At 67.2% G+C, this 25095-nt stretch carries 19 protein-coding genes; 11 read left to right on the top strand and 8 right to left on the bottom strand.

The window, feature by feature from the left end:
* The first annotated feature begins 440 nt into the window (after positions 1-440).
* The 6 genes from N5D91_RS17290 to N5D91_RS17265 all read left to right on the top strand — a co-directional run bounded on the left by N5D91_RS17290 (position 441) and on the right by N5D91_RS17265 (position 10348).
* The gene (locus N5D91_RS17290) at positions 441-2906 is read left to right on the top strand and encodes a GH92 family glycosyl hydrolase (RefSeq protein WP_180855113.1); all 2466 of its coding nucleotides are present in this window, start codon (positions 441-443) and stop codon (positions 2904-2906) included.
* 96 nt (positions 2907-3002) lie between these two features.
* Entirely contained in the window at positions 3003-4052 is a 1050-nt protein-coding gene (locus N5D91_RS17285) for a LacI family DNA-binding transcriptional regulator (protein ID WP_014037023.1), read from the top strand.
* A gap of 60 nt (positions 4053-4112) precedes the next feature.
* Complete coding sequence (gene fucP / locus N5D91_RS17280; protein WP_049398498.1) at positions 4113-5426, top strand: L-fucose:H+ symporter permease; 1314 nt, start codon at positions 4113-4115, stop codon at positions 5424-5426.
* A 7-nt stretch (positions 5427-5433) separates the two neighbouring features.
* Positions 5434-6429, top strand: coding sequence for a carbohydrate kinase (locus tag N5D91_RS17275; RefSeq protein WP_180855115.1), 996 nt, complete (start codon positions 5434-5436; stop codon positions 6427-6429).
* Positions 6426-7652: an AGE family epimerase/isomerase gene (locus tag N5D91_RS17270; protein WP_180855116.1), complete on the top strand. Its 1227-nt coding sequence runs from the start codon at positions 6426-6428 to the stop codon at positions 7650-7652. The genes N5D91_RS17275 and N5D91_RS17270 overlap by 4 nt, the downstream gene beginning before the upstream one ends.
* A gap of 77 nt (positions 7653-7729) precedes the next feature.
* A complete protein-coding gene (locus N5D91_RS17265) occupies positions 7730-10348 on the top strand; it encodes a glycoside hydrolase family 2 protein (RefSeq protein ID WP_180855118.1) in 2619 nt (872 codons plus the stop codon).
* 129 nt (positions 10349-10477) lie between these two features.
* On the opposite strand, the gene mtnC is transcribed toward N5D91_RS17265, so the two are convergent.
* The 5 genes from mtnC to N5D91_RS17240 all read right to left on the bottom strand — a co-directional run bounded on the left by mtnC (position 10478) and on the right by N5D91_RS17240 (position 16183).
* The gene (mtnC, locus tag N5D91_RS17260; protein ID WP_019336325.1) at positions 10478-11173 is read right to left on the bottom strand and encodes an acireductone synthase; all 696 of its coding nucleotides are present in this window, start codon (positions 11171-11173) and stop codon (positions 10478-10480) included.
* 3 nt (positions 11174-11176) lie between these two features.
* Entirely contained in the window at positions 11177-11734 is a 558-nt protein-coding gene (locus N5D91_RS17255) for an acireductone dioxygenase (RefSeq protein WP_153854912.1), read from the bottom strand.
* A 91-nt stretch (positions 11735-11825) separates the two neighbouring features.
* On the bottom strand, positions 11826-12467 hold the full coding sequence (locus tag N5D91_RS17250; protein WP_153854911.1) for a methylthioribulose 1-phosphate dehydratase: 642 nt from the start codon (positions 12465-12467) through the stop codon (positions 11826-11828).
* Between the two features lie 730 nt (positions 12468-13197).
* Entirely contained in the window at positions 13198-14625 is a 1428-nt protein-coding gene (locus tag N5D91_RS17245) for an amino acid permease (protein WP_153854910.1), read from the bottom strand.
* An 82-nt stretch (positions 14626-14707) separates the two neighbouring features.
* Positions 14708-16183 carry an amino acid permease gene (locus N5D91_RS17240; RefSeq protein ID WP_110712147.1) on the bottom strand — a complete coding sequence of 492 codons (1476 nt, stop codon included), beginning with the start codon at positions 16181-16183 and terminating at the stop codon, positions 14708-14710.
* Between the two features lie 133 nt (positions 16184-16316).
* Here N5D91_RS17240 and N5D91_RS17235 point away from each other — a divergent pair, with 133 nt between their 5' ends.
* Positions 16317-16940 (top strand): NUDIX hydrolase, encoded by a 624-nt coding sequence (locus tag N5D91_RS17235; RefSeq protein ID WP_180855120.1) that lies wholly within the window; start codon positions 16317-16319, stop codon positions 16938-16940.
* 101 nt (positions 16941-17041) lie between these two features.
* On the opposite strand, the gene serA is transcribed toward N5D91_RS17235, so the two are convergent.
* Positions 17042-18283 (bottom strand): phosphoglycerate dehydrogenase, encoded by a 1242-nt coding sequence (serA, locus tag N5D91_RS17230; protein ID WP_153854909.1) that lies wholly within the window; start codon positions 18281-18283, stop codon positions 17042-17044.
* A gap of 169 nt (positions 18284-18452) precedes the next feature.
* On the opposite strand from serA, the gene N5D91_RS17225 reads away from it, so the two are divergent.
* The 3 genes from N5D91_RS17225 to N5D91_RS17215 all read left to right on the top strand — a co-directional run bounded on the left by N5D91_RS17225 (position 18453) and on the right by N5D91_RS17215 (position 22040).
* A complete protein-coding gene (locus N5D91_RS17225) occupies positions 18453-19841 on the top strand; it encodes an FAD-binding oxidoreductase (RefSeq protein ID WP_180855122.1) in 1389 nt (462 codons plus the stop codon).
* Positions 19842-19903: 62 nt separating this feature from the next.
* On the top strand, positions 19904-20203 hold the full coding sequence (locus N5D91_RS17220) for a DUF2388 domain-containing protein (RefSeq protein ID WP_014037036.1): 300 nt from the start codon (positions 19904-19906) through the stop codon (positions 20201-20203).
* A gap of 40 nt (positions 20204-20243) precedes the next feature.
* Positions 20244-22040, top strand: coding sequence for a DUF4105 domain-containing protein (locus N5D91_RS17215; RefSeq protein WP_180855124.1), 1797 nt, complete (start codon positions 20244-20246; stop codon positions 22038-22040).
* On the opposite strand, the gene N5D91_RS17210 is transcribed toward N5D91_RS17215, so the two are convergent.
* Positions 22018-23094: an ATP-binding protein gene (locus tag N5D91_RS17210; protein WP_110712152.1), complete on the bottom strand. Its 1077-nt coding sequence runs from the start codon at positions 23092-23094 to the stop codon at positions 22018-22020. The genes N5D91_RS17215 and N5D91_RS17210 overlap by 23 nt on opposite strands.
* Complete coding sequence (locus N5D91_RS17205) at positions 23094-23810, bottom strand: response regulator (RefSeq protein WP_180847781.1); 717 nt, start codon at positions 23808-23810, stop codon at positions 23094-23096. The genes N5D91_RS17210 and N5D91_RS17205 overlap by 1 nt, the downstream gene beginning before the upstream one ends.
* Before the next feature lie 129 nt (positions 23811-23939).
* Between N5D91_RS17205 and N5D91_RS17200 the strand changes: the two genes are divergently transcribed.
* The gene (locus N5D91_RS17200) at positions 23940-25088 is read left to right on the top strand and encodes an efflux RND transporter periplasmic adaptor subunit (protein ID WP_049444827.1); all 1149 of its coding nucleotides are present in this window, start codon (positions 23940-23942) and stop codon (positions 25086-25088) included.
* The last annotated feature ends 7 nt before the right edge of the window (positions 25089-25095 follow it).

The raw sequence follows: 25095 nt of genomic DNA, 5'->3' as shown, positions 1-25095 counted from the left end.
ATTGATCGACGCATGGCGTGGATCTACCGCAGATCGCGGAGATCTGTCGAAGGCGGGGTGGGTCCGGTTGCGGGGGCGTGAGCCGCATGGATGCGGCGACCGAGCCTACATGGACGTATTTACGGCGTCCCCCGCAACCGGACCCACCCCGCCATCCCACGGACAGCCGGCTTTTGCTGTTGTTTCGGCTCCGGCTTCGGCTTCGGCTTCGGCTTCGGCAGGTGCAGGGCGCAGCCCTGCCGAACACCCCCTCTCATGCTGCGCCGCAGAATGCATTCGGCTGAACCTGCATGCTCTACTTGAATCGATCTAAATTCGCGGTCTGGTGGGTCGGGCGTCATTCCAGGGGGAGCTCTGTGCCAGTCGAGGCGGGGCTCAGCGGAACGGTGCCGGATGGCCCCGGCCGCCTGCCTCCGCGTCATCGACTACAGGAACCCGACATGCGTCCAGTGCCGTCCGCTCCCGCCGTCCCAGTGTCCTCGCGCCCGCTGCTGCGCCTGGCCTGCCTGCTCGCACTGTCGTCAGTGCCGGTGCTGCTGCAGGCCGCGCCGGCTGCGCTGGAGCGCGAGGTCAACACCTTCATCGGCAGCAAGGACGACGGCAATACGTTCCCGGGCGCGTCGGCACCGTTCGGCCTGATCCAGGTCAGCCCGATCGGCAGCCACTATTCGGGCTGGCGCTACGACGACGAGAAGATCCGCGGCTTCGGCCACTCGTTCATCTCCGGCGCCGGCTGCTGGGAACAGGGTGGCCAGGTGTCGGTGCTGCCGGTCACCGGGTCGATCGGTCCGGGCGGCGATTTCGACACCGGCAACGCCAAACAGTTCGACCACAAGGCCTACGCCGCGTCCTACACCCACGACGGCGAGGTTGGCCAGGCCGGCTACTACAAAGTGCGCCTGACCAGCTATGGCGGCATCGACGCCGAGACCACCGCGCGTACCCGTGCTGCGGCCGAGCGCTACACCTTCAGCCAGCGCAGTGGCGATGGCCACGTGCTGGTCAATGTCGGCCAGGCCAACGAACGCCACTCGGTGATCGGCAGCGTGGTTGATGTGGTCGGCGACCGCGTGGTGGAAGGCAAGCTGGTCACCAAGAGTTTCTGCGGCGGCCATCAGTACACCACCTGGTTCCGCATCGAGTTCGACCGCCCGTTCAAGGCGCATGGCACCTGGGGTGAGGGCGGTGGCCTGCCCGGCGCGCGCCACAGCATGGAAGGCGAGCAGAAGCCGAATGGTGCCTGGCTCAGCTTCGACCTGGCCAAGGGCCAGTCGGTGACGGCGGTCAGCGCGATCTCGCATGTGGATGCCGAAGGTGCGCGCACCAACCTGCGCGCTGACGGCATGCAGGGTGGGGCGCTGCTCGGTTTCGACCGCATGCGCGCGTTGTCGCAGCAGTCCTGGCGCGAGCAGCTGGGCCGGGTGCGCGTGCAGGGTGGCAGTGCTGATGACCGCACCGTGTTCTACAGCGCGGTTTACCACGCGCTGCTGCAGCCGATGACCGGCAACGATGCCGACGGCCGCTACCGCGGCTATGACGATGGTATCCATCGCGCCGATGGCTGGACGTATTACGAGTACTTCTCGCTGTGGGATACCTATCGTGCGCAGAACCAGTGGTTGGCACTGACCCGTCCGGACGTGGCACGCGACATCGGCCGCACCCTGCTGGCGATCGACGAACAGGGTGGCTGGCTGCCGCGCTGGGGTTATGCCAACTTCGAGACCAACATCATGACCGGTGATCCGGTCACGCCGTTCATGGTCGACCTGTGGCGCTTCGGTGCGCTCAAGGGCCGTGAATCGCAGGCGTGGGATGCGCTGCGCCGCAATGCGTTCGGCACGCCGCCGCTGAACTCGCGGATGGCCGGCCGTTCCGGCAACCCGACCTACCTGGACAAGGGCTATGTGGTCTACGACCGCGCGTTCCCGTCCAAGGGCATGGACGTCGATCCGCATCACGGCGGTTCGGCCACGCTGGAGTATGCGCTGGCCGACTGTGCGCTCTCGCAGATGGCCGATGGCCTGGGCCACGCCCAGGACGCGGCGACGCTGCGTGAGCGCGGCCGCAACTGGCGCAAGGTGTGGGACCCGCAGGTGCGCGACGCCGAAACCGGCTTCACCGGGTTCCCGCGCCCGCGTACCGAGGACGGCCAGTGGTACACGCCGGCCGATGGCCATTACAGCCCGCGCTCGCACCATGGTTTCCATGAGGGTACGGCGTGGCAGTACCAGTGGCTGGCGCAGCAGGACGTGCCGGGCCTGGTCGAAGCGATGGATGGCCGCGAACAGGCCGGCCGCCGCCTCGATGCGTTCTTCGCGATGGACGCGCTGCAGGCCGACCCGCTCAATGCCGCCCGCAAGGAGTGGGTGGTCGGGCCGTACAGCTACTACAACCAGTTCCGCTACAACCCGAACAACGAGCCGGACCTGCACTCGCCGTGGCTGTACACGCTGATCGGCCAGCCGTGGAAGACCGCCGCCGTGGTGCGTGCCGCGCAGCAGTTGTTCACCAATGCCCCGAATGGCGTGACCGGCAATGATGACCTCGGCACGATGTCGGCCTGGTACCTGTTCAGTGCCATCGGCGTGTATCCGGCGGTGCCGGGCAGCGGCCAGTTCCTGCTGCACACCCCGCGTTTCAGCAAGGTGGAAGTGGACGTGGGCAATGGCCGCACCCTGCGCATCGACGCGCCGGGTGCCGATGGCCGCCGCCTGCAGTACGTGCAGGGCGTGAAGGTCGATGGCCAGGTGCATGCGCCGGTGTGGCTGGACTGGAACCAGCTGCAGCAGGGCCCGCGCCTGCAGTTCGCGCTCGACGCGAAGGTGCCGGAGCAGGGTTGGGGTACGGCGGTGAAGGACCTGCCGGTGTCCTGGTGCGCGGCACCGGGCAGCCAGCTGCGCTGAGCCGGACTGTGCCGTTCGCGGTGACCCAGCGAACGGCACGGCACGACAGGGCCCTGATCCATTAGGCTTGAGCATCCAGCGGAGTCCGGGAAGACGATGAACGACAACGGCAGCAGTCCCAGCAAGCGCGCCGGCAAGGCGGTGACGGTGACCGACATCGCGCGTGCCATCGGCGTGTCACGGGCAACCGTGTCGCTGGTGCTGCGCGGCAGCCCGCTGGTCAACGTCGATACCCGCGCCAAGGTCGAGGCCGAGCTGCGTCGCCAGCGCTATGTCTACAACCGCGCGGCGGCCAACCTGCGCCGGCGGACCTCGTCGAGCATCGCGCTGGTGATCAACGATCTGTCCAACCCGTTCTTCGCCGAATTCGCGTCCGGCGTGGATGAGGCGCTGGGCGGACGCGGTTACGTGACCCTGCTCGGCAGTACCGGTGAATCGCCGGAGCGGCAGCAGGCGGTGCTTTCGACACTGATGGAACACACCCCGGCCGGCCTGATCCTGTCGCCGGCCGAGGGCAGCGATACCGCGCTGCTGCGGCAGGCGCTGGGCGCCAATGCCAACGTGCTGCTGTTCAACCGCGAACTGGAAGGGGCCGATTGGGACTTCCTGACCCTGGACAACCAGCACGGCGCCTATCTGGCCACGCGCCACCTGATTGAGCGCGGCCATCGCCAGATCGCCTTCTTCGGCGGCCACGCTGCATCGAGCTCGTGCCACCAGCGCCGTGCCGGTTTCCAGCAGGCGCTGGCCGAGGCCGGTCTGTCGCTGCCGCCGGGCTGGATGATCGAGTCGGCACCGAACCGCCTGGAGGCCGCAGCGCGCACCGATGAGCTGTTTGCCGATGGCCATCGGCCGAGTGCAGCGGTCTGCTACAACGACACCGTCGCGCTGGGCCTGATGCTGGGCTTGAATTCGCGTGGCATCCGCCCGGGTGGCGACTTCGCCGTTACCGGTTTCGATGATATTTCCGAGGCGTCGGTCGCGGTGCCGCCGCTGACCACGCTCACCGCTGACCCGCGCGAGCGGGGCCGGCAAGCTGCCGCGCTGCTGCTGCAACGACTGGACGAACCGGATGCGCCGCCACGGCGCACGGTCGCGCCGGTACAGCTGCGCATCCGCGAAAGCAGTGCCGCACGACCGAACTGATTCCTTCCATATACCCCTTCCACGCAACAACGACCTTCCGCGCATCGAGGCGCGTACCGCATGCCGATCTCCGCAACGCCCCGTCCATCGGGTACCTCCAGCAGCCAGGCGCCGGTCATGAATGTCCGTGCTGCTCTGGCGGTTGCCACCACCATATTCTTCATGTGGGGCTTCCTGACCAGCCTCAACGACGTGCTGATTCCGCACCTGAAGGCGGTGTTCGAACTGAATTACACCCGCGCGATGCTGGTGCAGTTCACCTTCTTCGGCGCGTACTTCCTGATGTCGGTGCCGGCCGGTCGGCTGGTGGCCCACCTGGGCTACAAGAAGGGCATCATCGCCGGCCTGCTGATCGCCGGCGTAGGCGCGCTGGGCTTCTGGCCGTCGGCCGCATTGCGCACCTATGAAGCGTTCCTTGGTTCGCTGTTCGTACTTGCTACCGGCATTACCGTGCTGCAGGTGGCAGCCAATCCCTACGTTGCGCTGCTGGGCCCGGAACAGACCGCATCGAGCCGTCTGACCCTGGCGCAGGCACTCAACTCGTTGGGTACCACGCTGGCGCCGCTGTTTGGTGGTTTCCTGATTCTGAGCACCGCAGTGAAGAGCGGCGACGAGATCAACGCGCTGCCCGTGGCCGAACAGATTGCCTACCGTACCGCCGAAGCGCAGTCGGTGCAGGGCCCGTACGTGGGCCTGGCCATCGCACTGGTGCTGCTGGCAGTGTTCGTCTACCTGTTCCGCCTGCCCAGCCTGACCGAGACCACCGAGCAGGCCGACAGCGGCCACCACACGCTGCTGGATGCACTCAAGCATCCGCACGTACTTTTCGGCGTGCTGGCTATTTTCTTCTACGTCGGTGCTGAGGTGTCCATCGGCAGCCTGATGGTGAACTACCTGGCACTGCCGGAGATCGGCGGCATGACTGAACAGCAGGCCACGCACTATGTGTCGGCCTACTGGGGCTGCGCCATGGTTGGTCGCTTTGCAGGTGCGTGGCTGCTGGCCAAGTACTCGCCGCGCGGCCTGCTGGCCGGATTCGCAGTGGCCAATGTGGTGCTGCTGGGCGTCACGCTGGCGTCGGGTGGCAAGGTCGCGCTGTACGGCATCGTCGCGACCGGTCTGTTCAATTCCATCATGTTCCCGACCATCTTCTCGCTGGCCATCGAACGCCTGGGCCCGCTGACCAACAAGGCGTCCAGCCTGTTGATCATGGCCATTGTCGGCGGCGCGATCATCCCGCTGCTGCAGGGCATGCTGGCCGACCGCATCGGTCTGCACCTCAGCTTCGTGCTGCCGGTGGTCTGCTACGTCTACATCATCTTCTACGGTCTGGTGGGTTCGCGCCCGCCGGCTTCCGCAACGCAGGGAGGCTGAGTCGGAAATGGGTGCCATTGTCTGCTTCGGCGAAATTTTGATCGATCTACTAGCGCAGCCGCCGGCCTCGGCCGACACGCCGCGCGCGTTCCTGCAGTACGCCGGCGGTGCGCCGGCGAACGTCGCCGTAGCGGCAGCGCGGCTGGGTGCGAAGACCCAGTTCGTCGGCATGCTGGGCCGGGACATGTTCGGTGACTTCCTCGCCGACAGCCTGGTCGAGCACGGCGTGGGCACGGATTACATCGTGCGCACCGACGCGGCCAAGACCGCGCTGGCCTTCGTCGCGCTGGATGCCAGCGGCGAGCGCAGTTTCAGTTTCTACCGCCCGCCGGCGGCCGATCTGCTGTTCCGTGACAGCGACTTCCAGGCTGCGTGCCTCGACAGTGCGCAGTGCTTCCACGTGTGCTCCAACAGCCTGACCGAGCCGGCCATCGCCGAGGCGACCTTTGCCGGCATGGATCGCGCCCGCGCGGCCGGTGCGGTGGTCAGCCTCGACCTCAATCTGCGTCCTGCCCTGTGGCCGGCGAACGAGGACCCGACGCCGCGCCTGTGGCAGGCGCTGGAGCGCGCCGATCTGGTCAAGCTGTCGCGCGAGGAACTGGACTACCTGGCCGCGCCGCTGGGTGCCGATGGCGAGGCGGCGGTGCTGCGGCGCCTGCTGGCCGCGCAGGCGCGCTGGGTGATCGTCACCGATGGCGCGGCCACACTGCATTGGTACACCCGCGACAACCACGGCACGGTCACCAGCTTCCGCGTGGCCACGGTCGATACCACGGCCGCCGGCGATGCCTTCGTCGGTGGCGTGCTGGTGGGCCTGCTGGAGCGGGGTGGGGCGGGTGCTGGTTTCGCCGCGTTCTGCCAGGACCCGGAGGCGATCACCGCCACGCTGCGCTTCGGCGCCGCCGTGGGTGCGCTGGCTGTTACCCGCAAGGGCGCGTTCGCCGCGATGCCCTCGCTCGATGAAGTGCAGCAGCTGCTGCAGGCCCAGGACATTACCGCATGAGCACCTCGCCCGATTTCCGTTCGCCCGCGTTCCTGCGCGCGCATATCGCCGACACGATGGCGTTCTACCATCCGCGCTGCATCGATCCGGACGGCGGCTTCTTCCATTACTTCCGCGATGACGGCAGCATCTACGATGCCAGCCACCGCCATCTGGTGAGCAGCACCCGTTTCGTCTTCAACTATGCGATGGCCTACCGCGAGTTCGGCAATGCCGAATACCGGGAGGCTGTCGAGCACGGCGTGCGTTACCTGCGCGAGGTGCACCGCAACCCGGCCACCGGCGGCTATGCCTGGACCCTGCGCGACGGCAAGGTCGAGGACGACATGAACCACTGCTACGGCGTGGCCTTCGTGCTGCTGGCCTACAGCTGCGCACTGAAGGCCGGCATCGAGCAGGCCCGCGACTGGATGGACGAGACCTGGCAGCTGCTGGAAGCACGCTTCTGGGATCCGCAGCATGGCCTGTATAAAGACGAAGCCGATGGCCAGTGGAACTTCACCGGCTACCGCGGCCAGAATGCCAACATGCACATGTGCGAAGCGATGCTGGCCGCGTTCGAGGCCAGTGGCGAGCAGCGCTATGTCGAGCGCGCGCTGCAGCTGGCCGACAACATGACCCGCCGCCAGGCCGCCAAGGCCGGTGGCCTAGTCTGGGAACATTACGATGTGAACTGGGAAATCGACTGGGACTACAACCTGGACGACCCCAAGCACCTGTTCCGCCCATGGGGCTTCCAGCCCGGCCACCAGACCGAGTGGGCCAAGCTGCTGCTGATCCTCGATCGCCATGTGCAGGCCGACTGGCTGGTGCCGACCGCGCAGCACCTGTTCGACGTGGCCGTGGCGCGCAGCTGGGACGACGCGCGAGGCGGCCTGTACTACGGCTTCGCACCGGAATCGCGCCGGCAGCCCGGCATGGACGGCGCCCCGATCGGCGGCGACAGCTTCGTCTGCGACGACGACAAGTATTTCTGGGTGCAGGCCGAAACGCTGGCCACCGCCGCACTGATGGCCAAGCGCACCGGCGACGACCGCTACTGGCAGTGGTACGAACGCATCTGGGCCTACTCGTGGGAGCACTTCGTCGACCACCAGTACGGTGCATGGTTCCGCATTCTCGATGCCGACAATCGCAAGTACAGCGACGAGAAGAGCCCGGCTGGCAAGGTGGATTACCACACCATGGGCGCGTGCTACGAAGTGTTGAACGTGGTGCGTTGAGGCGCGTGTCGCCGTACGCATGATGAGCCGGAATCGGTAGCGCCGGGCCTCGCCCGGCGGAAAAACAGGAGTATCACGTGCATCGCCTTTCCCTCGTTGTCCGTCTGCTCCTGCTGCTGATCGCAGCCTCCGCCTTCCCGGCAACTGCGGCTCCACTGCAGGCACAGTGGCAGTTCCGCATGCTGCCCGGTGACGCGCAGGGTGCTGCGCATCCGGGTCTTCAGCAATGGCGTGCGGCGAAGGCGCCGGGTAGCGTGCACACCGACCTGCTCGCTCACGGATTGATCCGTGATCCCTATGTCGGTGCACCCGAGGCCGAGCTGCAGTGGATCGGCCTGGCTGACTGGGAATACCGTGCCCGTTTCGACGTGGACGCCACGACGCTGGCCAAGCCGAATGCCGAGCTGCGCTTTGACGGGCTGGATACCTACGCCGAGGTCAGCCTCAACGGCAAGCCGCTGCTGCGCGCGGACAACGCGCACCGCACGTGGCGTGCACGTGTGGACGGGCGCCTGCGCGCGAGCGGCAATGAACTGCAGATCGTGTTCCGCTCACCGATCCGGACCCTGCTGCCGGGCGTGCAGGCGATGCCGCACAAGATCGCCGGCAATTACCCGTCGCCCTATGGCGATGAACCGAAGGACGCGATGGTCGGCAATTTCGCGCGCAAGCCGGCCTACCACTTCGGCTGGGACTGGGGCCCGCGCTATGTCACCGCCGGGGTCTGGCGCGGGGTCGACCTGCAGGCCTGGGACGCGCACCGCCTGGCCGATCTTGCCGTGCGTACCGATGCATTGAGCGCGGAGCAGGCGAAGCTGGCGGTGTTGCTGCAGGTGGAGCAGGGCAGCGCTGCCGGTTCTGCGATGGTCACTGTGGATGTGCAGGATCCGGAAGGCCGCAACGTGACCCAGGTGCAACGCACGGTGTTGCTGAAGCCAGGCCAGAATACGGTTGAGCTGCCGGTTGAGCTGGCCACGCCGCGGCGCTGGTGGCCGGTGGGCCATGGTGCTCAGGATCGCTATACCGTGCAGGCTCGCCTGGATGGTGGCGCCGATGCAACGCTGGTGCGCGAGCAGCGCATCGGCCTGCGCACGGTTGAGCTGCGCCGCGAGGAGGACGGCAAGGGCGGGCAGGGCTTCGCCTTCGTCATCAACGGCGTGCCGATCTTCGCCAAGGGCGCCAACGTCATTCCGTTCGACGCCTTCCCCGCACGCGTCGATGCCGCACGCCTGCGCCAGGTGCTGACCGCCGCGCGCGATGCCAACATGAACATGCTGCGCAACTGGGGCGGTGGCTACTACGAGGACGATGCGTTCTTCGACATTGCCGATGAGCTGGGCCTGCTGGTCTGGCAGGACTTCATGTTCGGTGGTGGCATGCAGCCGGGCTACGATCCGGCCTTCCGTGCCAGCGTGGTGGCCGAGGCGCGCGACAACGTGCGCCGGCTGCGCCATCACCCCAGCATCGTGCTGTGGTGTGGCAACAACGAGGAAGAAACCGCCTGGAAGGACTGGGGCCACGGCCGCGACCTGAAGGCGGCCGACCCGGCGTTTGCAGCGAAGGTGTGGCAGGGCTATGTCGACCTGTTCGGCAACGATCTGCGCCAGGTGGTGGGTGAGGAGGGGTTGGGCGTGCCGTACTGGTCCAGCTCGCCGAGCAATGATCTGGACGAGAAGGCCAACGATTCCGCCCGTGGCGACAAGCACTACTGGCAGGTCTGGGGCAATCCGGCACTGCCGGTGCAGGCCTACCTGCGCGAGACCCCACGCTTCATGTCCGAGTACGGGCTGCAGGCGTGGCCGTCGGTGGCGACGGTGGACCAGATCGCCACCCGCGCCGAGCAGCGCATCGACAGCCCGGTGATCCGCGCGCACCAGAAGTTCATGGCCGGCGAGGGCAACAGCCGCCTGCTGCACTACATCGAACTGGGCTACGGCACGCCGAAGGACTTCGAGGACTTCGTCTACCTCAGCCAGGTGATGCAGGCCGATGGCATCGCACTGGCGGCGCTGCATCATCGCGCCTCGCGGCCGTACACGATGGGCTCGCTGTACTGGCAGCTCAACGACGTCTGGCCAGGTGCTTCATGGTCCAGCGTGGACTACTTCGGTCGCTGGAAGGCGCTGCACTTCGCCGCGCGGCGTTTCTTCGCGCCGGTGGCGGTGGCGGCGTTGCGCGACGAGGGCAGTACGCGGGTGCGCCTGATCAACGACGGTGCCGCGCTGGATGCACGCTGGCGGTTGCGGGTGATGGATGTAGACGGCAAGGTGCTGCGTCGTCGCGAGAACGCGGTGACGTTGACGGCGGCGGGTGTCACCTCGATCGGTGATTTCCGCGATGCCGAACTCCTGGCCGGTGCCGATCCGAAGCGCACGGTGGCAGTGTTCGAGCTGCTGCAGGACAAGTCGGTGATCGCGCGGCAGGTGGTCGGATTCGTCGAAGCCAAGGATCAGATCCTGCCGCGGCAGAAGCTCAAGGCCAGCCTGTCCATTGAAGGCGACCACTACCGTCTGCGATTGGAAAGCGCGGCCTGCGTGCGTTCGGCGTGGATCGACTTCGGTGCATTGGACGTGCAGGTGGAAGACAATCTGCTGGATCTGCTGCCGGGTGAAACCCGCGACATCGCAGTGCGTGGCCCAGTGGATCTGGCCGCCCTGCGCGAAGCACTGAAGGTGAAGACCCTCAACGATCGTTGAGGGCAGGTGAACCATGCCCTGGTAGGTGTCAACCTTGGTTGACACATCGGTCGTATGCCAACCAAGGTTGGCGTCTACCAAGAGCGGTACCCGGTAGCCGATGCCGCAGAGCCCATCGGCAGGCGGCGTTTACAACTGGATCTGCTGGAAATTCTCGACCCGTTCGTGGCCGTTGGCGGCCTGGCCGGTGCGCGGCAGCGGGTAGTCATCCAGTCGATCAATCAGCCGGGTCTGCAGGCCGGCTTCGCGGGCAGCATCCAGTTCTTCCACCACATCCGACAGGAACAGGATCTCGCCGGCCGGCACGCCAATGGCCTGCACGATGCGGCGGTAGCTGTCGGCCTCACGCTTGCCGCCAATCTCGGTGTCGAACCAGCCCGACACCAGCGGGCTGAGGTCACCAGCATCGCTGAAGCCGAAGAACAGCTTCTGCGCCGGCACCGAGCCGGAGGAGTACACGTACAGCGGCAGGCCGGAGGCGTGCCAGCCCTTCAGCACCGGCGCCACTTCCGGGTAGAAGTGCGCGGTGTAGTCGCCGCGGCGGTAGCCTTCGTCCCAGATCAGGCCCTGCAGCGCCTTCAGCGCGGTGTGCTTGCGGTCCTGGTCGATCCAGCCCTGCAGCGTCTCGGCCACCAGGCTGTCCTGGCAGGCGCCGCCGATCTCGGTGGCCACCGCATCCAGCCAACGGCGGACTTCCGGCTGCTGGCCGTGCTCGGCGACGAACGCGGGCAGCGCCTTGCGGGCATAGGGGAACAGCACGTTCTTGACGAACGAGATGCTGCTGGTGGTGCCTTCGATATCGGTCAGGATGACGCGGGGCTGCATGGATCAGGATGCCTGGGTAGGTACGTAACGGGGGAATTTCTGCGCGATGTCGGTGCCGGTGAAGTGCCCGACCCAGCCGTCCGGCTCGGTGAAGAAGCGGATCGCCACGAAGCTGGGCTCATCGCCCATGTCGAACCAGTGGGTGGTGCCGTCGGGCACGGCGATCAGGTCGTCCTTCACGCACTCGATCTCATAGACCTTGTCACCCACGTGCAGGGTGAACAGGCCGGAGCCTGCCACGAAGAAGCGCACCTCGTCTTCCTTGTGGAAGTGTTCGTCGAGGAACTTCCTGCGCAGCTCGGCGCGGTTCGGGTTGTCCGGGGCGATCGAGGCCACGTCCACGCTCTTGAAGCCGCGCTCGGCAACCAGGCGGTCGATGTCGGCGCGGTAAGCGGCGAACACTTCATCCTGGCTGGCGCCCGGTGCGACCGGTGCGGTGGCCTGCCAGCGCTCGAAGGTGACGCCGATCTTCTGCAGCTCGGCAGCGATGATCGCGCCGTCCTGGGTGTCCAGAAGCGGCGATTCGGGGCGGGTGTCGTCGTAGATGCGCAGTCGGCTCATGGCGGCAGCTTGAACGTCTCGGGGGAAGACAGGGTAGCAGGGTGGGGGCAGGGCGCAGATTCCGGATCGGCATCTACACCTGCATGCGGGTTCAGCCGCGCAGCTTGCGCAGCTCCAGCTCGCAATGCAGCAGGAACTCGAAGGCTTCCATGTGCCGGCGCGCTTCGGCCATGTCGCGGCCCCAGGCATACAGGCCGTGGCCGTCGATCAGGTAGCCCCACAGGTTCTGACGGTCGAGCAGGTCATCGACCTGTTTCGAAAGCACGTTCATGTCCTGGGTGTTGGCGAACACCGGCACGTCGATGGCCATCTCGTGGGTGCTGTTGCCGGCGAAGGCTTTCAGCAGCTCGTAGCCTTCCAGGCGGATGTGGCCCTGCGGCGCGTACAGGCGCGAGGCAATGGTCTGCACCGGCGAGTGGGTGTGCAGCACGCAGCCGATTTCCGGGAAGCGGCGGTACAGCTGGGTGTGCAGTAGGGTTTCGGCGGACGGGCGCAGCGGGCGGCCGACGGCCAGGCCGTCGAAGTCCACCACCATGATGTCGTCCTCGATCAGGCGGCCCTTGTCCTTGCCGGAGACGGTGATCGCGGCGTGGCGGTCGTCCAGGCGGTGGGAGAAGTTGCTGCTGGTGGCCGGGGTCCAGCCGGCATGGGCCAGTTCGCGGACGTTGTCGATCAGCAGCTGGGCCAGTTCGCTCAGGCGCGCGGTGTCGTAGGGGAAGGTGGGGGCGTTCATGCGGCCGATTTTACTGGATTCGGCCAACGGCTGAGCCCCTCGTGGCTGGGAGGTGGTTGGTTGGTCACGGAAAGCGGTTCATGGGGGTGGCGGGGCGGGTGGGCCGTGCAGGGGACGCTGCAAGTCCCCCTCCGGGGCCCGGCCCAGCCGCTGGCGGCTGGGCGTTCGGTCACTCGCGAAGCAGTGCTTCGCAGGCAAAGCGCCCTCACCCCTGTAAGCTCGATGGCGCCATCCATGGCGCCAACGCCCTGCACGGCCCACCCGCCCCGCCTCTGACAGGTTCCGGCGTGCGGCCAGCCACGGAGTGAAGAAGGAAAAGCGAAAAGCGGGTCGCTTCGCTGTGCTTGCTCGGAGCGGAGCATGGCTCCGCTCTACAGAAACATTCATTCCGGAACATTCGTTCATGAGAACGTTTCATCCACGCATGGCGTGGATCTACTGGACGTGCCAGGAGACTGTCGGAGGTGGGGCGGGTTGGGTGCGCGGGGGTGTCCGCGGCATGGGCCCGAGGCATGCCTCGGGCGGGTTGGGCAGGAGGCCCAACCCCGGTCTTGCCGTGTGCGCAGGACAGCGCACGCGAGCAAGCCGCGGCCAAGCCCCCAGGGACGGGTTCACGGCGTCCCCCGCGCACCCAACCCGTCCCGCCAAACCCTCAGCCCAGCTGTTGCCGTTGCCGTTGCTCCGGCTTCAAAGGCGGGTGCAGGGCCGCAGGCCCTGCAATGCAAGAACCTCACTTACCCCGCAGGCGGCTGTGCTTGAAGCCATAGCAGAAATAGATCACGAAACCGACGAACGTCCACACCCCCATCAGCATCCAGTTGTGCATCGTCATTGCCGACAGCAGAGCAAGGCAACTCAGCACGCCCAGGCTGCAGATCAGCCACGCCATCGGCATGCGGAACGGACGCGGCAGGTCCGGCTGGGTGCGGCGCAGGATCAGCACGCCCGCGCACACTGCCGCAAACGCGATCAGCGTGCCCATCGAGGTCAGCTCGCCGAGGATATCCAGAGGGAACAGCGCCGCCAGCAGCGCGATGCCGATGCCGGTGATCACCGTGTTGATATGCGGGGTGCGGTACTTCGGGTGGATCTTGGTGAACACTGGCGGCAGCAGGCCGTCGCGGCCCATGATCATGAAGATGCGCGGCTGGCCGATGATCATCACCAGCACCACCGAAGACAGGCCGACCAGCGCGCCGACCTCGACCACCCAGCGCAGCCAGCCCAACTGCGGATGCGCGGCCACCGCGGTCACCACCGGCTCGTCGGTGCCCAACAGCTGGTAAGGCACCAGGCCGGTCATCACCGCGGCCATGGCGATGTACAGCACGGTGCAGATCACCAGCGACAGCATCATGCCGAACGGCATGTCGCGCTGCGGGTTCTTCGACTCCTGCGCTGCCACCGACACCGCCTCGAAGCCGATGTAGGCGAAGAACACCATCGCCGCGCCACGCAGCACGCCTTCCATGCCGTACTTGCCCGGGCCTTCATTGGCGGGAATGAACGGTGTCCAGTTGCTGGTGTCCACGTACTTCCAGCCGACCACGATGACCAGCAGGATCAGGCCGGTCTTCAGCACGACCATCGCCATGTTCATCGCCGAGGACTTGCTGATACCGACGTAGCACAGCCAGGTCAGCAGCAGTACCAGCGCGGCGGCCGGCAGGTTGGCGATCGCGCCGGTGGGGCGCAGCTGTGCATCGAGTGGGGCACTGACCAGCGCCGCCGGTAGATGGATGTCGAACTGGCTGAGCAGGCTGAGGAAATAGCCGGTCCAGCTGACCGCGACCGCCGAGGCGGAGACGCCGTATTCCAGCACCAGCATCCAGCCGATGAACCAGGCCGAAAGCTCGCCGAAGGTGGCGTAGGTGTAGGTGTAGGCGCTGCCGGAGACCGGCACCATCGAGGCGAACTCGGCGTAGGCCAGCGCGCAGAAGGCGCAGCAGATGGCGGCCAGCACGAACGACAGCATGATCGCCGGGCCGGCGTGGTTGGCGGCGGCCTGGCCGGTGATGACGAAGATGCCGCCGCCGATCACCGCGCCGATGCCGAGGGCGGTCAGGCCCCAGGGGCCGAGGTGGCGGCGCAGGCTCAGGCCGTTGGCGTCTTCATGGGCGGCATGCGGGTGCTTGGTGGCCCACAGTTGCTTGAACATGTGTGGTGGTCTTGTCGAAGCGCGCCACGGGCGGCGCGCGGGGAAAACGGACGGGCCGGCGCGAGGCCGGCCCGTAGGCGGATCAGGGCGACTTGGCCAGCTTGCTGTTGCGGATGCCGTAGCCCAGGTAGATCAGGAGGCCGAGCAGCGTCCAGCCAACGAACAGGTGCCAGTGCACCACGAACGCCTGCCAGAACAGGAACAGGCAGGTGGCTGCGCCGAGCGGGCAGATGATCCACACCGCCGGCACGCGGAACGGGCGGTGGATCTCCGGCTTGGTATAGCGCAGCACCAGCACGCCGATGCAGACCGTGGCGAAGGCCAGCAAGGTGCCCATCGAGACCAGTTCGCCCAGCACGTTCAGCGGCACCAGGCCGGCCAGTGCGGCGGCGATCACGCCGACCACGATGGTGGCGACGTACGGGGTGCGGAAGCGGGCGTGGACCCTGCCGAAGAATTTCGGCAGCAGGCCGTCGCGGGAGATGGTGTAGGCGATGCGGGTCTGGCCCATCATCATCACCAGCACCACCGAGGACAGGCCGGCGATGGCGCCGATCTCGACCAGGGTCTTCAGCCACGACAGGGTCGGGTAGGGTTCCAGCGCGGTGGCCACCGGCTTGTCGGTGCCCAGCAGGTGGTACGGCATCATGCCGGTCAGCACCGCACAGACGATGATGTAGACGATGGTGCACACCGCCAGCGAGCCAAGCAGGCCGATCGGCATGTTGCGCTGCGGGTCCTTGGTTTCGCCGGCGGCGGTGGAGACCGCATCGAAGCCGATGTAGGCGAAGAACACGATGGTGGCCGCACGGAACACGCCGCTCCAGCCGAACTCACCCGGCACACCGGTGTTTTCCGGGATGAACGGCTGCCAGTTGGCCGGGTCGATGTGGGCCGCGCCGATGCCGATGAACAGGCAGATGACGGTGACCTTGATCGCCACGATGATCGCGTTGACGAAGGCCGACTGGGTCACGCCCACGTACAGCAGGCCGGACACCGCCGCCACGATCAGCACTGCCGGCAGGTTGAACAGCTTGCCCGAGGCGATGAACTCGCTGCCGGTCCAGGCAATCGGGGCCGCGCTCAGGGCATCCGGGAACGGCATGTGCAGGGTGGTGGTGATGAAGCTGATCAGGTACGCCGACCAGCCCACCGCGACCGAAGCCGAGGCGAACAGGTATTCCAGCACCAGGCACCAGCCGATGAACCAGGCCATGCCCTCGCCGAGGGTGGCGTAGGAGTAGGAGTAGGCGCTGCCGGAGACCGGCATCATCGCCGCGAACTCGGCGTAGCACAGGCCCGCCAGGGCGCAGGCGAAGCCGGCGATCACGAACGACAGCATCACCGCCGGGCCGGCGTGGTTGGCCGCGGCCTGGCCGGTCAGCACGAAGATACCAGCGCCGATCACCGCACCCACGCCAAGCAGGATGAGGTGTTTAGCCGTGAGGGTCCGTTTCAACGTGGCTTCGCCGTCCAGGCTGCCTTCGATGGGTTCGCCAGCATCGACGTGCCCGGCCGGTTCAACCGGCTTGACCCTCAACAGAGCTTTCAGCATGCAGTACTTCCTAGTGATCGGATTGGGTGGGCCGCCGATACGTTGCCGGCAACCCTGGAATGGTGAAGGCCGCGCGAACGGCCCGCTGTACCTTAGCCAAAGCTGAAGCCAACGCACAAGCGCAATCGCAACAATGAACGGCGATAATGAGCAGTATTTTTCCAAACGCCGCCCATTCATGAGCCAGACCGCCGAAACCCTTGCCGTGCTTGACGATCGCCTGCGTGGCCTGCTGCGGGACTATGCCCGCCGCGAGCCTGCCCACGACGCACTGGCTGCCGAATTCGGCACATTGTTGGATGATCCGGATGATCCGGAAGATCCGTTCCGCCGCGAGCGCCTGGCCGGCCACTTCACCGCCAGCTGCTGGCTGGTCAGTGCCGATGGTCAGCGCCTGCTGCTGACCCATCACCGCAAGCTGCAGCGCTGGCTGCAGCTGGGCGGTCACGCCGACGGCGACCGCGACCTGGCCCAGGTGGCACTGAAGGAAGCCGAGGAGGAATCGGGACTGAGCGGCCTGGTGTTGGAAGACCCGGCCATCTTCGATCTGGACAAGCACTGGATTCCGGAGCGCAAGGACGTACCGGGGCACTGGCACTACGACGTGCGTTTCGTGATCCGGGCGCTGGGTGGCGAGGCCTTCGTGCTCAGCGAGGAGTCGCTGGAACTGGCCTGGCGGCCGGTGACCGAGGTCGCGGCCGACCCGGAATCGGACGAATCGATGCAGCGCATGGCCCGCCGGTGGCTGGCGCGCTAGCAGCCTGTAGAGCCGAGCCCATGCTCGGCTCAATGCGGGCCGGAACCGCAGCCGAGCATGGGCTCGGCTCTACAAATGCATGGCGGGATCCGCGTCAATAGTCAATACAGGATGCGCGTGCGCAGCGTGCCCGGAATCGCGGCCAGCTCGTCGCGCACGGCGGCGGCCTGTTCCTCGCTGGCGGTGATGTCGATCACCACGTAGCCCACCTTCGGGTCGGTGCGCAGGAACTGGCCGTCGATGTTGACGTTGTGGCGCGAGAAGATCTCGTTGACCTTGGACAGCACGCCCGGCACGTTCTGGTGGATGTGCAGCAGGCGCAGGCTGTCGGCGTGCTCGGGCAGGGTTACTTCCGGGAAGTTGACCGCCGACAGGGTGCTGCCGTTGTCGCTGTAGCGCACCAGCTTGGCCGCCACTTCCACGCCGATGTTGTCCTGCGCCTCCAGCGTGCTGCCGCCCACGTGCGGGGTCAGGATCACGTTGTCGTGGCGGGTCAGCGGCGATTCGAAGATATCGCCATTGCCCTTCGGTTCGACCGGGAACACGTCCAGCGCGGCGCCGCCGACGTGGGCGCTGGCCAAGGCCGCGTCCAGCGCATCGATGTCGACCACGGTGCCGCGCGCGGCGTTGATCAGGTGCGCGCCCTTGCGCATCTTCGCCAGCTCGGTGCTGCCGATCATCCACTGCGTGGACGGGGTCTCCGGCACGTGCAGGGTGACGATGTCGGCGCGCGCCAGCAGGTCGTCCAGGCTGGCCGCCGCACGGGCATTGCCCAGTGCCAGCTTGGTTTCCACGTCGTGGAAGATCACCTGCATGCCCAGCGATTCGGCCAGCACGCCGACCTGGGTGCCGATGTGACCATAGCCGATGATGCCCAGCGTCTTGCCGCGCACTTCATGGCTGCCGCTGGCCGACTTCGACCAGCCGCCGCGATGGCATTCGGCATTCTTCTGAGGGATGCCACGGGTCAGCATGATCGCTTCGGCGATGACCAGCTCGGCCACGCTTCGGGTGTTGGAATAGGGCGCGTTGAACACCGGGATGCCGGCCAGCTCGGCCGCGTCCAGGTCGACCTGGTTGGTGCCGATGCAGAAGCAGCCCACCGCGATCAGGCGCTTGGCCTCGGCCAGCACTTCGGCGCTGAGCTGGGTGCGCGAACGGATGCCGACGATGTGCGCCTCGGCGATGCGTGCCTTCAGTTCGTCCTCGGGCAGTGCCTTGGTGTGCGCTTCGATCTGGCTGTAGCCGGCGGCGCTGAATACCTCCACGGCGGTCTGGCTGACCCCCTCCAGCAACAGCACGCGGATATCCTGCTTCGGGAACGAGGTCTTCTTCGGCGACATGGGGCGACACGGCCAGTGGGACAGGGGCTGACCACTATGCCAGATCGCAGCGACCATGGTGCAGTGCGCAATTGGTTGCATCCGTAGCTATCTGCATGGCTGCGGGGCTGGACGCTGGCGCGCGCCACTGGCACGCTTGCCCGTTCTTCACGCACCGCGCTGGACCGTCATGACCGATTCCCGCATTGCCTCGCTGCAGCAGGCCTGTCCCGGCCTGAAGCTGAAGACCGACCCGTCCGACCTGGAGCACTACGGGCGCGACTGGACCCGGCGCTGGACGCCGGCGCCGCTGGCGATCGCACTGCCGGCAACGGTCGAGGAAGTACAAGCGGTGATGCGCTGGAGCGCAGGCGAGGGCGTGGCCGTGGTGCCGTCCGGTGGCCGCACCGGCCTCTCGGGTGGTGCGGTGGCCGCCAACGGCGAGCTGGTGCTCAGCCTGGAACGGATGAACAAGGCGCTGGCCTACGACGCGGTCGATCGCACCCTGGTGGTGCAGGCCGGCATGCCGCTGGAAGCCGTGCACAATGCCGCGCTGGACCATGGCTTGATCTACCCGGTGGATTTCGCCGCGCGCGGGTCCTGCTCGATCGGCGGCAACATCGCCACCAATGCCGGTGGCATCCGCGTGATCCGTTACGGCAACACCCGCGAGTGGATCGCAGGGCTGAAGGTGGTCACGGCTGATGGCGAGTTGCTGGAGCTCAACAAGGGCCTGATCAAGAATTCCAGCGGCTACGACTTCCGTCAGCTGCTGATCGGCTCGGAGGGCACGCTGGGCGTGATCGTCGAAGCCACGGTGAAGCTGACCGATCCGCCGCCGGCAAGCAACGTGATGCTGCTGGCCGTACCCAGCTTCGAGGTGCTGATGCAGGTATTCGCCGCGTTCCGCGCGCGCCTGCAGCTGCAGGCCTTCGAATTCTTTACCGACCGGGCGCTGGAGCACGTGCTGGCGCATGGCGCGCAGGCACCGTTCGACGAGGTGCATCCGTACTACGTGGTCACCGAGTTCGCCGCCGGCGACGACGCCCAGGAAGCGGCGGCGATGGCGGCCTTCGAGGACTGCATGGGCAATGGCTGGGTCAGCGACGGCGTGATCAGCGCCAGTGATGCCCAGGCGGCGCAGCTGTGGCGCCTGCGCGAAGGCATCACCGAATCGCTGGCGCGCTACACGCCCTACAAGAATGACGTCTCGGTGCGGATCTCGGCGATGCCGGCGTTCCTGGCCGAGACCCAGGCGCTGATCGGGCAGGCCTACCCGCACTTCGATGTGGTCTGGTTCGGCCATATCGGCGACGGCAACCTGCACATCAACGTGCTCAAGCCGGACGACACAAGCGACGCCGATTTCGTGGCGCAGTGCGAGCAGGTGACCAAGCTGCTGGCGCAGGTGCTGGCGCGCTTCGATGGCAGCATCTCGGCCGAGCACGGCATCGGCCTGGTCAAGAAGGGCTACCTGGACAGCACCCGCGGCCCGGCCGAGATCGCGCTGATGAAGGCGGTCAAACGGGCGTTCGATCCCCAAGCGCGGCTGAATCCCGGCAAGCTGTTCGACGCCTGAGCCGGGCAAATCCTTCACGTACCCGTTACGCTCCACGCACCTTCACAACCGGCTTCGAACCGATGACCCGTCCGCTCCTGCTGCTTGCCCTGCTGTCCCTGCCGCTGGCCGGCTTCGCTTCCAGCTTCGCTGGCACCTCGGCCGGCTCGGCCACCGGTGCGTCCTCCGGGTCGTCGGGCAGCAGCTCGGGCGATGACAAGGTGGTACTGGCTGCGCGCGACGATGCCGCCGCGTTCGTCGCCAGCGACGGCCAGATCCGTGGCGCCCGCCTGCAGGCGGCGCTGGTCCACCTGCGCGAGCAGAGCACCGCCGCACAGCAGCAGAGCGACCTGGAACTGGCCCGCGCGCTGCTGGCGCGTTGATCCCGCCTTCAGGTAGTGCCGGCCGCTGGCCGGCAACGCCATGACATCTGCACGGAACGCAGCCACGCATGGCGTGGCTCTACTGCTGATCGCTCATGCCGCGCACGCGGCTGATCGCCTGCAGCTTGATCCGTCCGGTCTCGATCCGGCGCAGCAGCAGCTCGCCAGCCAGACCCTGGCCGACGTGCAGTCATTGTTGCCAGATGGCCTGCTGCGCGCCTTGCCGGCGCAGGTGCAGGTGCGCTGGAGTGATGGCCTTCCCGCGGAGGTGCATGGACGTGCTTTCGCCGGCCGCATCACGTTGCGCCGCGATCTGCTGGATGACGGCACGCCCGGCGCCCGGCGTGCGCGACGCAGCGCGCTGGTGCATGAACTGACCCACGTCGCTGACCGTGGGGGGGCGGACTGGTCGCAGAGCATGCGTTGGCGTGACCTCGCGGGCTGGCAGCGCAAGCCCTGGCATCTCGGCCGTGGCGACAACGACTTCCATGACCGCAGTCCGGATGCCTATGAGCTGAAGGATCCGGCCGAGTACCTGGCAGTGAACGCCGAGCATTTCGTGCTCGATGGCGAGTTCGCCTGCCGGCGCCCCGCGTTGGCGCAGTGGTACCAGGCCCACTTCGGAACACCGCCGTCGCTGCCACAGCCGCAGTGCGCTACGACGCTGCCCTTGCTCCAGGCCGAATCGGAAGAAGGCGCTGCATCGCTGCTGCACCTCGACCCGGCGCGCGTCTACGCGGTGGACTACCTGTTCGCCGAAGGCAGTGCGCAGCCGATGAGTCGCTGGGGCCACAGCATGCTGCGGCTGGTGATCTGCAAGCCGGGGCGCGCACCTGGGCCGGATTGTCGGCTGGACCTGGAGTACCACCGCGTGCTGTCGTTCCGCGCCTTCGTTGGTGACGTGCAGATATCCAACTGGCGCGGGCTGACCGGTGGCTATCCGTCGCGCTTGTTCGTGCTGCCGTTGCAGCAGGTGGTGGACGAGTACACCAAGGTCGAGCTGCGCGGATTGCAGTCGCTGCCGTTGCAGCTGGAACGCAGCGAGATCGCCAGCCTGCTCGAGCGTACCGCACAGGTGCACTGGAGTTATGACGGGCGCTATTACTTCGTCAGCAACAACTGCGCGGTGGAAACCGCAAAGCTGCTGCAGGCGGGTGTGCCGCGGCTGGGCGAGGCCGGGCTGGCCCAGCTGAGTCCGCGCGGCCTGAAGCGGCGACTGGTGCGGCTGGGCGTGCTCGACGAGGGGGTACTGACGGACCACGATGCAGCGCAGGCGCAGGGCTACTACTTCGCTTCGGCGCGCGACCACTACCAGCAGTTGTTCGGCGTGGCCGCAGCCCAGCTGCCATTGCCCGCACGCGATGTGCGCGGCTGGTTGAAGCTGCCTGCACGGCAACGGGCGCCGTGGCTGCTGAAGGGGGACCTGCGTGCCAGTGCGGGCCTGTTGCTGCTGGAACAGGCCGCGCTGCGGCGGGCCGAGCTGCGCGCACGCGATGTGCTCAAGCGGCAGCTGCTGGCCGCACCGGACAGCGCTGAAATGCGCAGCCTGCGGGGGTTGCTGGAGCAGAGCGGGCAGTGGCTGCGCCCGGGGACGCTGCTGCAGGACAGCGGCTATGGATTGCCGCTGGGCGACGAGCAGGCGCTGCTGTCCGAGGCCGTGGCCACCGCCAGTGCGCAGGCGGTCCCGGCGTGGCAGGCGCTGCGCGTACAGCTGCGTCAGCAGCTGCCGGTGAAGCAGCGCGACGAAATGGATGCGATCGACGCCAATCTGGCCGCACTCGGTGCACATCTGCGCACGCAGGCAGCCCGTCCGGTTATTGACGCGGCAGTTCGATGACGAAGCGGCTTCCGCCGGTACTGCCCGGGATGCAGTAGACGCGGCCACCGTGCGCATCGGCAATGGCCTTGACCACCGCCAGGCCGAGCCCGCTACCGCCGCCCTGGCGCGAACGCGAACCGTCGGCACGCATGAACGGGGTGAAGATGTCCGCGTGCAGTTCCGGGTCGATGCCCGGGCCCTCGTCTTCGATTGCCACCTGCACGTGGCCGGGCGTGTCATGCACCGCAATCCGCACCTTGCCCGGACTGGCATAGCGTCGCGCGTTCTCCAGCAGCGCCAGCAATGCCTGGCGCAGGCGGGTCGGGTCGCAGTGCGCGTTGTGCTCCTCGCGGCTGGTTTCCAGCTCCAGCACGAAGCCTGCAGCGCGGAACTGCGGGTCGACCAGGGTCATCACCGAATGCACCTCGGCCACCACGTCGGTGCGTGCGCGGCGCACGTCCAGTCGCGCATTGTCGGACAGGCTCAGCACGCGCAGGTCCTCGATCAGGCGGGACAGCCCTTCGACCTGGGCCAGCAGGCTGCGGAACTGGGATTCGTCGGGCTGGAACACGCCCTCGGCCAGTCCCTGCAGGCGGCCGCGCAGGATGGTCACCGGCGTGCGCAGCTCATGGGCGATGGCCGCATGCCACATCGAACGCTCGCTCTCCATGTGCTGCAGGCGGCGCGCCATCGCATTGAAGTCTTCGACCAGGGTGGCCACTTCGCCCGGTGAGTTCTCTTCGACGCTGGCGCGCGCACCCAGGTCGCCGCCGGCAAGCGCGCGTACGCTGTCGACCAGCGAATTCAGCGGCGACAGGATGCGGTGCGCCAGGCGGAACGAGGCGGCGATGGCCAGCGCCAGCCCGGTCAGGATCACCCCGACCATCCACGCCAGTTCCGGCCCGGTCGGCAGCCAGCTCTCCGGTTCTTCGGCGCTGCCGGGGAAGAACTCGACCAGCACCGCGTACAGCAGCCATGACGACAGGATCATCATCACGATCACGCCGATCACCATCAGCGACATCGAAACGATGATGTGCCGGCTGAGCCCGGAGCGGCGCAGAGGGGCCATCAGCGGTCCGCCATCAACCGGTAACCGACACCGCGTACGCTGGCGGGCACATTGAGCATGCCCACTTCGTCCAGCTTGCGGCGCAGCTTGCTGACATGGCTGTCAACGGTGCGTTCCAGTGCTTCGCTTTCCGGCAGGCATTCGTGCATCAGCTCACTGCGGCTGAAGATGCGCGTCGGCGCCAGCGCCATGCAGTGCAGCAGCTTGAATTCGGTGAGGGTGAGCAGGACTTCGTGGCTGTAGCCTTCACCCTCCACGTGCACGGCGTGGGTGGCCGAGTCGATCAGCAGCGGGCCGACGCGCAGCGCGCTGGGTGCATCCACGCGCGAGGCGCGCAGCGTACGCCGCAGCACCGCGCGCACGCGCGCCGCCACTTCGGCCGGATTGAACGGTTTGACCACGTAGTCGTCGGCGCCCATGCGCAGTGCGGTCAGCTTGTCCAGGTCCTGGTCCAGCGCGGTCAGCATGATCACCGGCGTTTCGCCGCGCTGGCGCAGCTGGGTCAGCACGCTCCAGCCATCCAGGCGCGGCAGCTGCACGTCGAGCAGGACCAGGTCGGGGCGGGCGCTGCGGTGCAGGTCCAGGGCGCTGTGGCCGTCGGCGGCGCGCAGCGTGCGCAGTCCTTCACGTTCCAGATAGGCGGTGAGAATATCGGCGATCTCGGCCTCATCCTCGACGATCAGGACGAGGGCGGCGAGGGCAGGGGAGGCATGCATGCAGGGGCGGGGCCTTAAGGTGCTTGCCTCCATCGTATCTCCACAGTTCCTCCATCGAAACCCCATCATCGCCACGCACACTGGGTTCTTCAGAACCTTTCAGCCGCCTGCGCGGCATTGTGCACAGCAATGAGAACCTTCAGGACTCCGGTCGCGTTGATCGCGGCCCTCGCCTTGGCCATGACGGCCTGCTCCACCCCCGAAGCCACGCCGGAAGCCGCACCCCGCGTCAGCGTGGTCGCCGTCGGCCCACAGGTGGTGCAGCGTGACGACGAACTGCCTGGCCGCGTCGCTGCGGTGCGCACCGCGCAGATCCGAGCGCAGGTGGGGGGCATCGTGCAGCGCCGCCTGTTCGAACAGGGCGCCGAAGTGGCCGCCGGCCAGCCTCTTTTCCAGATCGATCCGGCGGCATTCCGCGCCGATGTCGATTCGGCGTTGGCCGCGCTGCAGCGCAGTGAAGCGGCGCTGGGCCGCAGTCGCGTGCAGTCGCAGCGCCTGCACGCCCTGGCTGCCGCGCAGGCGGTCAGCCAGCAGCATCGCGACGACGCCAGTGCCGAGTACGAGCAGGCGCGCGCGGCGGTGAATGAAGCGCGCGCGATCCTGTCCCGTCGCCAGCTCGACCTGCGCTATGCGACGGTCAGCGCACCGATTGCCGGCCGTATCGATCAGGCATTGGTCACCGAAGGTGCGCTGGTGGGCGTGGCCGATGCCGAGCCGATGGCGGTGGTGCAGCAGATCGACCAGGTCTACGTGGACGTGCGCCAGCCGGCGGCGCAGCTGGAGTCGCTGCAGCGCAGTGCCGCCGGTGGTGGCGAGCTGCCGGTGACGATCATCGGTGCCGCCGGCAAGCCGCTGCCCGAGCGCGGCCAGCTGCTGTTCTCCGGCATCAATGTCGATGCACGCACCGGCGATGTGATCCTGCGCATCCTGGTCGACAACCCGCAGCGCCAGCTGTTGCCCGGCATGTACGTGCGCGCGAAGGTGCCACGCGGTGCCCCGGCCAGTGCACTGACCGTGCCGCAGCAGGCCGTGCTGCGCAGTGCTGGCGGCCAGGCCTACGCCTGGGTGATCGGCGCCGACGGCAAGGCGGTGATCCGCACGCTGGAGGTGGACGGCAGCGTTGATCGCCAGTGGCTGGTGCGTACCGGCCTGAAGGCGGGCGAGAAGGTGGTGGTCGAGGGCCAGGAGCGCCTGCAGGAAGGCGTGGTGGTCGATGCGCGCGACTGGCAGAGGCCGGTCGCCAGCGCCGGTGCGATGCAGGCCGGCAGCAAGGGCTGAGCCTTTC

The sequence above is a fragment of the Stenotrophomonas sp. GD03794 genome (assembly GCF_029842145.1).
Lineage (GTDB): Bacteria > Pseudomonadota > Gammaproteobacteria > Xanthomonadales > Xanthomonadaceae > Stenotrophomonas > Stenotrophomonas riyadhensis.
Note: the sequence above shows the minus strand (reverse complement) of the source record. Positions and strands in the feature narration are given on the sequence as shown.